General features: G+C 73.9%; 11 protein-coding genes. 5 read left to right on the top strand and 6 right to left on the bottom strand.

What is annotated here, in order from left to right:
• Window positions 1-43: 43 nt before the first annotated feature.
• The 4 genes from IFT36_RS03395 to IFT36_RS03380 all read left to right on the top strand — a co-directional run bounded on the left by IFT36_RS03395 (window position 44) and on the right by IFT36_RS03380 (window position 4,978).
• Window positions 44-1,156, top strand: a complete 1,113-nt coding sequence (locus IFT36_RS03395) for a glycosyltransferase family 4 protein (RefSeq protein ID WP_200412417.1) — start codon at window positions 44-46, stop codon at window positions 1,154-1,156.
• A 71-nt stretch (window positions 1,157-1,227) separates the two neighbouring features.
• Window positions 1,228-2,283, top strand: a complete 1,056-nt coding sequence (locus IFT36_RS03390; protein WP_200412416.1) for a glycosyltransferase — start codon at window positions 1,228-1,230, stop codon at window positions 2,281-2,283.
• Window positions 2,280-3,563, top strand: coding sequence for a hypothetical protein (locus tag IFT36_RS03385; protein ID WP_200412415.1), 1,284 nt, complete (start codon window positions 2,280-2,282; stop codon window positions 3,561-3,563). The genes IFT36_RS03390 and IFT36_RS03385 overlap by 4 nt, the downstream gene beginning before the upstream one ends.
• Window positions 3,560-4,978 (top strand): hypothetical protein, encoded by a 1,419-nt coding sequence (locus tag IFT36_RS03380; RefSeq protein WP_200412414.1) that lies wholly within the window; start codon window positions 3,560-3,562, stop codon window positions 4,976-4,978. Before IFT36_RS03385 ends, IFT36_RS03380 begins: the two co-directional genes overlap by 4 nt.
• 117 nt (window positions 4,979-5,095) lie before the next feature.
• Here IFT36_RS03380 and IFT36_RS03375 read toward each other — a convergent pair whose 3' ends face one another.
• From IFT36_RS03375 to IFT36_RS03365, 3 genes are read right to left on the bottom strand one after another with little or no spacing between them, the layout of a single operon-like run.
• The gene (locus IFT36_RS03375; RefSeq protein WP_200412413.1) at window positions 5,096-5,674 is read right to left on the bottom strand and encodes an arsenate reductase/protein-tyrosine-phosphatase family protein; all 579 of its coding nucleotides are present in this window, start codon (window positions 5,672-5,674) and stop codon (window positions 5,096-5,098) included.
• On the bottom strand, window positions 5,671-7,080 hold the full coding sequence (locus IFT36_RS03370) for a tyrosine-protein kinase domain-containing protein (protein WP_200412412.1): 1,410 nt from the start codon (window positions 7,078-7,080) through the stop codon (window positions 5,671-5,673). The genes IFT36_RS03375 and IFT36_RS03370 overlap by 4 nt, the downstream gene beginning before the upstream one ends.
• A 51-nt stretch (window positions 7,081-7,131) precedes the next feature.
• Window positions 7,132-8,292: a glycosyltransferase gene (locus IFT36_RS03365; protein WP_148053653.1), complete on the bottom strand. Its 1,161-nt coding sequence runs from the start codon at window positions 8,290-8,292 to the stop codon at window positions 7,132-7,134.
• Window positions 8,293-8,435: 143 nt separating this feature from the next.
• Between IFT36_RS03365 and IFT36_RS03360 the strand changes: the two genes are divergently transcribed.
• Window positions 8,436-8,852: a DUF3151 domain-containing protein gene (locus IFT36_RS03360; RefSeq protein ID WP_056049619.1), complete on the top strand. Its 417-nt coding sequence runs from the start codon at window positions 8,436-8,438 to the stop codon at window positions 8,850-8,852.
• Window positions 8,853-8,930: 78 nt separating this feature from the next.
• Here IFT36_RS03360 and IFT36_RS03355 read toward each other — a convergent pair whose 3' ends face one another.
• From IFT36_RS03355 to IFT36_RS03345, 3 genes are read right to left on the bottom strand one after another with little or no spacing between them, the layout of a single operon-like run.
• Complete coding sequence (locus tag IFT36_RS03355) at window positions 8,931-10,934, bottom strand: YhgE/Pip family protein (protein WP_200412411.1); 2,004 nt, start codon at window positions 10,932-10,934, stop codon at window positions 8,931-8,933.
• A complete protein-coding gene (locus IFT36_RS03350; RefSeq protein WP_200412410.1) occupies window positions 10,931-11,650 on the bottom strand; it encodes a hypothetical protein in 720 nt (239 codons plus the stop codon). The genes IFT36_RS03355 and IFT36_RS03350 overlap by 4 nt, the downstream gene beginning before the upstream one ends.
• Complete coding sequence (locus IFT36_RS03345; RefSeq protein ID WP_056049609.1) at window positions 11,647-12,339, bottom strand: TetR/AcrR family transcriptional regulator; 693 nt, start codon at window positions 12,337-12,339, stop codon at window positions 11,647-11,649. The genes IFT36_RS03350 and IFT36_RS03345 overlap by 4 nt, the downstream gene beginning before the upstream one ends.
• Between the last annotated feature and the right edge of the window lie 17 nt (window positions 12,340-12,356).

Here is a 12,356-nt window from a genome sequence, read left to right as displayed (position 1 = left end):
GGTCGATCACCTCCTGTCTCCCGAACAGAAGCGAGAGTGCTCCGTGCCGTCGTCCGCCCCGTCCCCCGCCGCTGGCGGCTCCCGCTCGGCGCCCCGGGTCCTGCTCGTCGCGGCGCCGTTGATGGCCCGCAGCGGGGTCTACCGCTCGACCCACGACCTGGTCGCCGAAGCGAGGGGCCGGGGGCTCGACTGGCGAGCCGTCGTAGGGCTGCGCCCGACGGCTCGCGGCACGGTCGCGACCACCCCCGGCGTCCGCGAGGTGACGGTCCACGCGCACGGTCGCGCGGTCGTCAACGAGGTCGCCGGTCTCGTGACGAGCGCCCCCGAGGCCGATGCCGCCGACGTGGTCGTCACGCTCGTCACGCAGAGCGACGTCGCCCTCGCCCGGCTGCGCCGTCACGGGTCCACGCCCTGGGTGGCGTGGGTCCGCGGACTGCCGTGGCCCGCTCCCGGTGAGCAGGCGCGCCTCCGTCGGATCGCCCTCCGCCTCGTCGAGGGTCGCGCCCTGCGCGGGGCCGACGACGTCTGGGCGACGACGCCGGTCCTCGCCGACGAGGTGGCGCGGGCGCGCCGTCCCCACCTCGTCCCGGCCGGCATCCGTCTCTCGGCCCGCAGCTCGTGGGGCGAGCCCGCCACACCTCTCGTCTGGGCGGCCCGGTTCGACGTCGACAAGCGGCCTGCGGCGTTCGTCGAGCTCGCGGCACGGGCGGGCGTCCCCGGCCGCCTGCACGGGCAGGGTCCGCTCGAGGACCGGCTCCGCGCCTCCTTGCCCGACGGCGTGACCATGCCCGGGTGGGTCGACCCGGCGAGGCTGTGGGACGACGCCGGGCTCTTCGTCGGGACGGCCTCACGAGAGGCCTTCGGCCGCAGCGCCGTCGAGGCCGCCGCCGCGGGCGTGCCCGTCCTGTTGGGCGACAGCTACGGTGCCGCGCCCCTCCTCGTGACCGACCCCGACCTGCGGCGACGACTCGTCCTGCCCGTGGGCGAACCCGACCTGTGGCTGTCCGCCGTCCGCGACCTGACCGCCGACCGCGCGCTGCGCCGGACGGTCTCGGACCACGTCGCCGCCAACGCCTCGCTCTTGTCCGTCGGCGCGTCGGTCGACGCCGTGGTCGACCGTCTGTCCCGGCTCGGCATCACGGCGGCCGCCCGATGAGCGGCCCGTCCGGTCGTCCGACCCGAGCGCCTCGCCTCGGGGCGGGTCCCCTCCGGGTCCTCCAGTACGGGGTGCACGACACGGGCTACCCCCGCAACGTCCGCGTCCGGGCCCATCTCGAACGACAGCTCGGCGCGTCGGTCGTGGTCGCGCCGCGGTCGCATGCCGCGGGTCGGCTGCGTCGTGCGATCGACGACGTCCGCTCGCTCGTCCGGGGCGCCCGGCAGGCCGACGTCGTCCTGCTCTCCGAGTTCCGGCTCAGCCACGCGCCGCTCGCGTGGCTCGTCGCCCGTCTGCAGGGTGCCGCTCTCGTCGTCGACGGGTTCGTCGGTCAATACGAGACGGCGGTCGACGACTGGCGGCGGGTCTCCCCGGCATCGCCCGCGGCCCTCCGGTTCCGTGTGCTCGACGCCGCGGCCGTCAGGTGCGCGGATCTCTACCTGATCGACACCGAGCCACGGGCCGCCGAGATCGTCCGGCGCCACGGCCCCTCGGCGGCGGTCGTCCCCCTCGCGGTCGGTGCCCCGGCCTGGGCCACCCGGCAGCCGCCCGCTCCGCCTCACGACGCGCTCCGGGTGTTGTACTACGGGGGGTACATCCCCCTCCACGGCGTCGATCTCGTCGTCGACGCCCTCACGCTGATCGGGGCCCGTCGCCGGGTCGAGGTCGTCCTCGTCGGCGACGGTCCCGCCCGCCGAGCCGTCGAGACCCGGGTCCGTCGAGCGGGCCTCGGCGACCGGTGCACCTTCGTCGACGCGGTGCCCGAGGGCGAACTCCTCGCCCACATCGCCCGGGCCGACGTCGTCCTGGGGGTCTTCGGCTCCTCGGCCAAGGCCCGCGGCGTCGTGGCGAACAAGGTCTGGCAGGGGCTGGCGTGCGGTCGGACCGTCGTCACCCAGCGATCCAGCGCCCTCGACGACGTCCGGTACGCGGCAGGGGGCCTGCTCGTCCAGACCGAGCCGACCAGCGCCTCCTCGATCGCCGACGCGTTGGTGGGGGCCCCGCTCGCCCACCAGGCGGAGTCGCCCCGCGACGTCGCCGAGCGCCTCGAGTCGGTGGTGCAGAGATCGTACGACCGGTTCACGGACCACCTGTCGGCCCTCGGCCCTCGGCGGGAACACCCGTGAGGGGATTCGGGCGGCAGGTCGGCCGTCTCGCCCTCCACCTGCTCGTGCCGGCCCTCGGTGCGGCCGCCCCGCTGGCCGTGATCCCCGCGATCACCTCGACCCACGGGGCATCGGGCTGGGCGGCGGTGGCCGTCGGCCTGGCCGTCGGCATCGCCACGGCGGTCGTCGCCGAACTCGGCTGGAGCATCGTGGGCCCGCAACGCGTCGCCCGGGCGACGCGGCCACCCGGTGACCTCTTCGCCACCGCATCGGCCAGCAAGCTCGTCGCCACCGCCGTCCTGCTGCCGGTCGCGGCGGCCGTGACGCTCGCCGTCGTGGACGAACACCGCCCGGCGGCCGCGCTCGTCTCCGTAGGGGTCGCGCTCGGCGCACTCAGCCCGACCTGGTACTTCATCGGCCTCGGGCGCCCGCTGTTGGTCCTCGTCGCCGAGACGTCGCCGCGCGTGCTGGCCTCGCTGGTCTCGGCCGTCGCGATCGCCGCCGGTGCGCCCCTCGAGGTCTACGGCGCGGGCATGGTCCTCGCGGCCGCCGTCACCTTCGGCGTGGCGCCTCGTCTCGGCGGTGCCCGTCTGCCCGGGGCGGGCGACTTCCGCGCCGTCCCGGCCGTCGTGCGCTCCCAACTCGTCCTCGTGCTCGGGAGGGGCGTGGCGACGACCTACAAATCCCTGCCCGTGGCCCTGCTGGGCGCCGTCTCGCCCGGTTCCGTCGCCGGATTCGCCGCGGTGGACCGACCCTTGCGCATGGGGCTGCAGGTCGTGTCCGCGATTCCCGACCGCCTGCAGACCTGGGTGGGCGTGCCCTCCGCCGAACTCGCGCACCGTCGCAGCCTGGTCTCCCTCGGTCTCAACGCCGGGCTCGGCCTCGTGGTCGGCGTCGGTTTCGCGCTGTCCATGCCGGCCGTCGCCGTCGTCCTCTTCACGGGCGCCGTCCCGGTGTCGACCGACCTCGCCCTGGCGGGCGGCGTGCTCATCGCCGTCATCTGCACGTCTCGTGGCGCCGGCCTCGCCCTGGTCAGTGCAGGGCGCCACGCCCAGACGACGACGGCGTCGATCGCGTCGGCGGTCGTCGGCGTTCCGGGAGTCCTCGTGCTCGGGGCCCACCACGGCGCGCTGGGTGCCGTGTCGGCACTCGTGTCGGCCGAGGCCGTGGGGCTCGTCGTCCAGCTCGTCGTCCTCGCGCGGTCGCGCCGCGCCTCGTCCGTGCCGGCCGTCGAGCCCCCCGCCGAGCCCGCCCCGGTCGGTCCGTCGGATCCGCACGCTCGAGGGGAGGCCGCCCGATGATCGTCGTCCTCTCCGGTGCCGTCGCGGCGGCCCTGGTCGCATTCGTCGGCGGGCTCCTCCTGCCGGCCGACCGGCGACGAGGCGCGGCGCTCGTCATCGCCTTCGCCGTCCTGATCTCGACGACGTCGGGTTCCGCGCCCGACATCGTCCGCCACGCCGCCGTGGCCGCCGTGGCCGGCGTCTCGGTGGCGGCACTCGTCTCGCCCCGGTCGTGGTCGATCGGCCGCCCTCGGGCCACACTGGCGACGACCGCGTTCTTCGCCTTCTCGATCGTCTGCGTGCTGGCGCTCGCCCCGGCGACGATCGTCCTCATGGCCGAGCTCGCGGCGATCGGGGTCGTGATCTCGTGGCTCGTGTCGACGTCGTCGTCCCGCGACCTCCGCGTGTTCGTCCGCGGTCTCGTCGTCCTCGGCCTCGCGCAGGTCGTGGTCGGAGTCGTCGAGCTCACGATCACCCACCGTCCGATCCCCTTCGGGTACAAGGTCCTCGCGACGGGCCGCTCGTTCGTCAGCGACAACAAGATCCTGCCCGGTGGTCTCGTCCGGGTCGAGGGCACCCTCGGCCACCCCATCCCGTACGCCGTGTTCCTCGCGGTCTGCCTGGTCCTCGTCCTCGTCGCGCGGCGGGCCTTCCCCGTCTGGTTCCCGCCGTTCGCCGTCCTCGTGCTGTCGGCGGGCATCCTGCTGTCGGGAAGCCGAAGCGTCGTCGCCGCCGTCCTCCTCGCCGTGACCTACGTCCTGATGACCTCCGAGGCGCGGTCCCGGGCCGCGAAGATCGTCCTGACCGTGCTCGCAGCCCTCGCAGGTGCCGCCGCCCTGGCGTCCGAGATCGTCGAGGCGGTCGGGACGCTCGTGGCCTCCGGCTCCTACGAGAACCGGATGGGGGCGGTCCGATCGGTCCCCGGACTCCTCGCGCGGCCCGCGCTCGAGGCACTGGCCGGCAGCGGCTTCGGAAGCGAGGCCGAGTTGTACGCCCGGGGCCTCCTGCCCCAAGAGGGGTTCACGGTCGTGGACAACCAGCTCGTGACCACCCTCGCCACGTTCGGGATCGCCGGGATCGTCTCACTGGTCGCGGCGCTCGTCGTCGGGTTCGTCCACGCCTCCCGGGCCGGGCGGGCAGTCCTCGTCGTCATGATCGTCACGCTCTTCTCGTTCGACTACTTCGTCTGGTTCTCGACGTCCGCGGTCTTGTGGGCCTTCTGCGCCTTGCAGGACCGTCCGGGCGACGACCGAGCCGCGCTGGACCCGGCCGGAGCGGACCCGTCCGGGTCGCACCGGGCTCGCGACGACCGGGCTCGCGACGACCGGGCTCGCGACGACCGGGCTCGCGATGGCCGGGCTCGCGACGACCGCGTCCTCGGCGACTCGTCGGACCGGCCCGGCCTCGTCGTCGGCACCCTCACGGCAGCCCGCTGAGCCAACGGGACCGTCCCCGTCGCGGGACCGTCCCGCCGCGCGGTCGTCCCCGCCCACGACGAAGCGCCCCGACGACCTTGTCGTCGGGGCGCGTGGTCGGAGGCGGGCGGGGCGGGGTCAGGCTCTCAGGGCTTGCCCGAGGTAGGCGAGGACGTCGTTCGTCGCGTCGACGATCTGGGCGGTCGACTTCGCGTACACGTCGGCTCCGAGCCCGAAAGGGTCGACGACGTCGTCCTCGTCGGGCGTGACGAGGGCGCCGGAGCCGCGGTGCGCCGCGGCGAGGGCGACGACCCGGTCCAGACGCTCGGCGGGGTCCGGGGTCGATGCGATCGCGCGTGCCGTCTCGTGGGGATCGATGAGACGGCTCAGGCGTGCGAACTCCCGCAGGGTGAAGGTCGTGCGGTTCGCCCTCGGCACCAGCGAGACGACGGCCCGGCGGTGTTCCCGGGCGAGCGCCAGGACGAGGGGAGCGCGACCCACGACGTCGGCCGTCAGCTGACGGGCACGATGGGTCGACAGGTCGAGCCCGAGGGACTCGGCGGCCTGCAGGGTGGGGCGGGGCGGCGGTTCGCCCACCACGGCCGACGTCCCGAAGCTCTGGACGGCCGCCGACGTGGCACTGCGCACGAGTTCGGCGGCCAGCGGCGAGCGGCAGATGTTCCCGGTGCACACCATCGCGAGGGGCGGGATGGTCATCGGGCCGCCGCCCTCGAGGCGGGGACCGAGTTCTCGGTCACCGAACCGTAGTAGCCCCCGTAGGCGCCGTACCCGTAGGCACCCAGGCCCTTCGTCGGGGCCATCGTGAGGACGACCCCCAGGGTGCGGCTGCCGATCTCGGAGACGGCGGCGAGGGCCTGCTTCAGCTGGTGGCGCGACGATCGCTGGGCGGCGGTCGCGACGATCACGCCGCTCACGCAGCGGCTGAGGACGGCGGCGTCGGTCACCGGCAGCAGGGGTGGGGTGTCGATGATGACGAAGTCGTAGTCGACCTCGACCGTCGAGACGAGGCTCGCCATGGCGAGCGAGCCGAGCAGTTCGCTCGGGTTCGGGGGAACGGTGCCCGAGGGCAGCACGTGGAGGCCCAGGCGTCCCCACGGCTGCACGACGTCGACGAGTTCTGCCCGCCCGACGAGCAGGTCGGTCAGTCCGACGGCGCCCTCGAGGCCCATGACCTCGGCGACGCGGGGCCGGCGCAGGTCGGCGTCGACGAGCAGCACCGAGGCACCGGTCTCGGCCAGGCAGACGGCCAGGTTCGCCGCCGTCGTCGACTTGCCCTCGCCGGGCATGGCCGAGGTGACGATGAAGGTCCGGCTGCGTCCCTCGAACGAGACGAACTGGAGATTGGTGCGGAGGGCGCGGTAGGACTCGGCGAGTGGGCTGCGCGGATCGTTGTTGACGACCAGCGGGGCCGAGGAGGCTTCTGTGTGGAAGCCGATGCCACCGAGCAGCGGCGCGTTCGTCACCCCCTCGACGTCGGCCTTGCTGCGGATGCGCGTGTCGAGGGTGTTGCGGAGGAGGGCCAGGGCCGTGCCCGACAGGATGCCCAGGCCGAGGGCCAGGCTGATCCAGAGGACGGGCTTGGGGTTGGCCGGGCTCGTCGGCACGACGGGAGCGTCGATGGACTCGACGGTGACCAGCCCGCTGCCGCCGCCCACGGGTTGTTCGAGTTGCTCTTCGACCACCTTCTCGAAGCTCGTGGCCACGGCGTCGGCGAGTCGTGCCGCCTGCGCGGGGTCGCCGTCGGTGACCGAGATGTCGATCAACGACGTGTTCACCGGGCTGGAGGCCGAGATCTTCGAGGCGAGCCCCGCGGGGGTGGTGTCGAGCCCGAGATCGGCGATGACGGGTTCGAGCACCCGACCCGACGTGACGACGGAGACGTACGAGCGCACCTTGGCCTGCGCGGCGCTGCTGCCCTGGACGAGGTCGCCGGCGTCCGACGAGCCGATCGACGAGACCGAGACGAAGAGCTGCGTCGACGACGCGTACGACTTCGCCGTCGCGAGCGACGCGGTCGCCCCGAGCAGCACGGCGCTCAGGGTCACGACGACGATGAGGACCCACCGCGTCCGGACGACGGTGATGAAGGTCTTGAGTTCCATGGAGTTCTTCCCTGCTGAACGGCGTGGTGTCGGATCGGGGGCTGATCGGGTCTAGGACGGTCGGCGGGCCGGCAGGCGGAGCGCGTCGCGGACGACGTCGGCCTTCTGCCGCCACGTGGCGTCGGGAGGGATGGCACCCGGGAGCCGGGGCACCCGCCCGTCGGAGCCTGCGGCGAGTGCGGCGAGCACCGAGGCGTGCTCGGCGGTGTCGGCGACCGTCACGCCGTCCAGACCGCGCGCCTCGATGCCGCAGACGGCCGTGCTGAGGACGGGGAGACCCGCCGCGCGGTACTCGTAGGTCTTGATGACGTCCCCGCCGACCTCGCGCTCGCCGACGTGGTGGGGCACCCAGCCGACGTCGAAGGTCTGCAGCAGGGCCGGCACGCGGTCGTAGTGCACGTCGCCCAGCAGGGTGACGTTGGGCGAGTCGGCCAGCACCCCGTACTCGGCGTCCAGCACCGGGCCGGCGAACACGAACGACACGTGGGGCAGGGCGGCGACGGTCGCCAGGATGCCGGCGAGGTCGAGCCTCCGCCCGATCTTGCCCACGTACCCGACGGTGGTCGGGCCGGTCGCCCGGCTCGTGCCGTCGAAGCGGTGGGGGTCGCAGCCGTTGGGCAGCAGGACGACGTCGGTGCGTCCGTGTCGGCGGGCGAGGTCGGCGGTGCCCGCGCCGTTGGCCGTCACGACGTCAGCGAGGGCGAAGGCGGCCGCGTAGGCCTCGTCGACCTCGGCGCGGATGCTCTCGAAGGCGTAGTGCCGGCTCCAGTCGTCCAGCAGGTCGAGGACGACCCGCCGGGGACCGGCGAAGGGATTGGCCGCGACCGGGGCGACGGCGGCGAAGGGATTCCAGACGAGGGCCGGCACGGATGCCGCCGACGGGGGCAACGAGGGGTAGGCGCGGGCGGACGCGACCCACCAGCGTCGTCGGTCGCGCGGGTCGGGAGCCCGGAGCGTGATCGGGTCGACCGACCGGGTGCCGACGGCCGGTGCCCCGATCGGGCGGCGGCGGGCGATCGAGGTCACGAGGGGCTCCGGCCTCGAGACGACGGTGACCCCGCCACGGCCCGCGAGGTCGTGACCGAGCCATTCGATCAGGTGACCGTCCCGGGTGCGGTAGCCCTCGTCGAGCAGCTTGCGCTGGCCGTGCATCGGGTACGCCAGGAGGGCGGGGGAGTCGAGGGCGGCGCGGCGCGGTCGGGTCGTGGGCACGGTGGTCTTTCGTCGAGAGCTCGCGGGCACCGTGGCGCCCGACACGGCCGATGACCGTGTGTGATATCTCAGTATTGCACGACGAAACGAGTTATACCAGGGTCGCGACGGTCCCCGGGACGGACGTCGGGGATGATGGGGGGATGACCGCAACGAACCTGCTCGGCGTGCCCGAGACCCGCCTGCCCGCCGAACCCGACGTCGTCGCCGACCTCGAGACGCTGACGACGGCCGAGGTCGTCGTCGCCCACCCCACGTCGTCGCTCGCCTGGGCACTGCTCAGCGACGAGGCCGACGCCCGCGGCGCCGAGCTCGAGGCCTACGCCTATGCCCGCGTCGGCTACCACCGCGGTCTCGACGCGCTGCGCAAGGCGGGGTGGCGCGGACAGGGCCCCGTGCCGTGGTCGCACGAACCCAACCGGGGCGTGCTGCGGTCCCTCTTCGCCCTCCGGCGAGGTGCGGCCGCCATCGGCGAGGTCGACGAGGTCGAACGCCTCACGACGTTCCTGCACGACGCCGACCCCGCCGTGCTCCCCACCCTCGAGACCCGCACCGACTAGCGGCGCGACCGCGCGAGGACGCAGGAGGCGCGGGTCACGCGACCCGCGCCTCCTGCGTCCTCGGCGGAAGTGGCGGTCTCAGCCGATCAGCGAGGGCCGCAGGTCGCGCATCGTGCGCGCCCGCGTCATGCGGGAGGTCGCGACCCAGGTCAGCACGAGCGCGCCGAGCAGCCAGGCCGCCAGCACGCCGGCGTCGCCCCAGGCCGCGGCCGAGCTGCCGCCGTACATCACCTGGCGCAGGCCGTCGGTGGCGTAGCTCATCGGCAGCACGAAGTGGAGGGCTGCGAGCGGCGCGGGCAGGGTCTGCCACGGGAAGGTCCCGCCGGCCGTGACGAGCTGCACGACCATCAGCACCAGTCCGAGGAACTGCCCGACGCTGCCGAGCCAGACGTTGAGCGTCATGATGATCGCCGCGAACGCCGCCGAGGCGAGGGCCATCAGCCCGATCATGCCGAGCGGGTGGGCGACCTCGAAGCCGAGCGCCTGCGTGACGATGACATAGAGCGCGACCATCTGCACGACGCCGAGCACCACCGGGGCCAGCCAGCCGGCCAGCGAGATGCGCACGGGGGCCTTGACGGCGGTGATGGCCCGCTTCGAGATCGGCTTCACGATCAGGAACAGCGCGTACATGCCGATCCAGGCCGCGAGGCTGATGAAGAACGGTGCCAGTCCGGCGCCGTAGGTGCCGGCACTCGTGAGGGCGGCGTCCTTGACCGCGACCGGGTCGCTGATGGCGCTCGCCTGGTCGTCGCGCGTCCGGTCGGTGCTCGCGGGGATCTCGCCGAGGCCGCTCTGCAGTCCGTCGCGGAGCTGGGTGGTGCCCGTGTCGAGGCTGACGACGCCGTCGCGCAGCGAGGTGGACCCGCTGCTCAGGGTGTCGAGACCGGTCGCGAGGGTCGAGGCGCCCGTGGCGGCGCTCGCCGCGCCCGTGGCGAGTTGCGACGAGCCGGTCGCGGCCGACGAGATGCCCTGGGTCAGGGCCGGTGTGGCGGCGGCCAGGGTCGCGGCACCGGTCGAGACCTGGTCGGCCCCCGTGGCGAGCTGCCCCACCTGGGTGTTCAGCCCCTGGATCTGGGTGTTCGCGTCCTGGAGGGCGGTGGTCAGCGACTCGGTCGCGGGGGCGAAGGTCGCGGCGATCTGCTGGATCTGCTCGTCGGTGTAACCCTGCTGGCGCAGGGCTTCGGCGATCTGCTGCTGCGCCTGCTGCTGCGCGGCGGGCAGGCCGGCCGCGGCCGTCGCGCTCGTCGTGGCCGCGTCGGCCACGCCGGTGGCCAGGGCATCGTTGCCGGCCGCCACCTGGGCGGCACCGTCCGCCAGGGTCCGGGTCTGCGCGGGCAGGTCCGTCGTCTGGGTCTTCAGCGTCTGCAGTCCCGTGTCCAGCGCGGACGCCCCCGAGCTGAGCTGGCTCGTCCCGTCGGCGAGGGTGTGGGCCCCGGTCGCCGCGTCGGCCGCACCGTCGGCCAGCTGGTTCGCTCCGGCGACGGCCGAACCGGTGCCGGCGACGAGCTGGTTGGCCCCGTCGACCGCACTGCCCAGGTTCGTGCGCACGTCGGCCAGGCCGACCAGCAGTCGGCCCGCCGCCTCCTTGCCGACCTTCTCGGTGACCGAGGCCCGGATGGTCTTCGCCGCCTGCTCGGCGATCGTGGACGAGAGGTAGCTGTTGACGTCGCTCGTCGCGAGGGTGATCTGGGCCCGCTTCGGGTCGTCGCCGCTCGCCGAGGTGAGGTCGTCGCTGAAGCCCTTCGGGATCGTGAAGGTGAAGTCGTAGGTCTGGTCGCGCAGGCCCGCCGCGGCCTGGGCGGCCGAGACGACGTGCCAGTCGAAGTCGCCGCCGTCGGTGATCTGGTCGGTGACCTCGTCGCCGTAGTTCACCGTCTCGCCGTCGACCGTGGTGCCCGCGTCGGTGTTCACGAGGGCGGCCGGGATCTGGTCGAGCTTGGCGTAGGGGTCCTGGTTGGCCCAGAGGTAGAGGCCGCCGTAGAGCAGCGGCACGGTCATCAGCGCGACGAGTGCCAGGCGGGCGAGCGGGGTGGCGGTGAGGCGCTGCAGCTCGGAACGGACGAGGGCGTAGATCTTCACGGCTGGTCGCTTTCGACGGAGGTGTCGGGGGTGGTGGCGACCGCGGTGTCGTCGGGGGAGGAAGGAGGCGCGGTGTCGGTCTCGGGTACGGCGTCGGTCCCGGCCGGGGCGAACTCGGGCGTGGGCAGCGACTCGATCGTCGCGAGGGCCGCGAACCCGGTGATGGTCAACACGGTGTAGTCGCGGCCGACCATGTCGTGGACGACCGAGAGCCAGGCGGCGACGTCGCCTCCGTGCCGTTCGGGGGTGGTCACGACCAGCCCGCGCACCTCGGGGCGCAGCACCGCCAACTCGCAGAGCAGGCGGACGCGCAGCTCGGTGGGCAGGGCGCTCAGGCGGGTCCGCTCGTGCTCGTCCAGCCCGATCTCCTCGAGCAGCAGACGAGCCGAGTCCTTGTCGGCGCGGAGCCCGGCGAGGGCGAGCTCTTCGCGGGCGACCTGGACGACCGTGAGGGCCGCGAACGGTTCGGCGACGGTGGGGGTGTCGACGAGGGCGAAGGAGGCGCGGATCGCCGCGTCGTCCGCCCGACCGTCGATCGTCACCCGGCCGGTCTCGGGGCGCATGCGGCCCCCCGCGACGAGTGACGCCAGGGTGGGCGCGTTCTCGGTCTCGACCGCGACGAAGCCCGGGACCCAGCGGTCGGCGACCGCGCTCAGCCGGGGGAGTGCCGCGCCGGGACCGTCGCCGATCGCGACGTCGTGCAGTTCGAGTCTCATGCGGGTTCTCCGGTCGGGGGCATCGAGGAGGCGCCGGTCGCCGGTTCGGGAGGGAGCGCGAGTTCGGGGGCGGTCGCGACGAGGTCGCCGGCGGTGCGCCAGTCGAGGCCGACGACGCCGAGCACCGCCAGCATGACGAGCCGGTGGCCCTCGGAGCGGCTGAGCCGCTGCGTCGTGGCCTCGTCGAGCACGGACAGGGCGGCGCCCTCCACCAGGTGGGCGAGCGTGTGGGGAGCGATGTCGTCGCGCATGCGTCCGGATTCCACGCCACGACGGACGACGTCGCGGACGGTCTTCCGCAACGGGGCGAGCGCCTCGCCGACCTCGTGGGCCATCGGGCCGCGCACGGTCAGCTGCGCCATGACGCGCACGTGCTCGACCTCGGCCCAGAGTCGGGCGGCCAGGGAGGCGAGTTGCACGACCGGGTCCGCGATCGGTGCCGGTCTCGCGGCGACGCCGATGCGGGCGGCACCGCGCAGGCTGACCTCGCGCACGAGGTCGTCCCGCGTGGCGAAGTGGCCGTAGACCGAGCGTCGGGACAGGCCAGCCTCGGCCGCGATGGCCTCGAGCGACACGGACGGATCGCGGTTGAGCAGCAGTGCCGCGGCAGAGATCAGCGCGTCGCGGTTCGCGGTGGCGTCGCGGCGTGGCGCACGGGTGGCGCGGACGGGGTCATCGGCGGCAGGCATGACCCGATCGTACGATC

It is taken from the genome of Frigoribacterium sp. CFBP 13605, from assembly GCF_014839405.1.
In the GTDB taxonomy this organism is placed as follows: Bacteria; Actinomycetota; Actinomycetes; order Actinomycetales; family Microbacteriaceae; genus Frigoribacterium.
The sequence above is the reverse complement of the archived record's forward strand: the minus strand, read 5'-3'. Positions and strand labels throughout refer to the sequence as shown.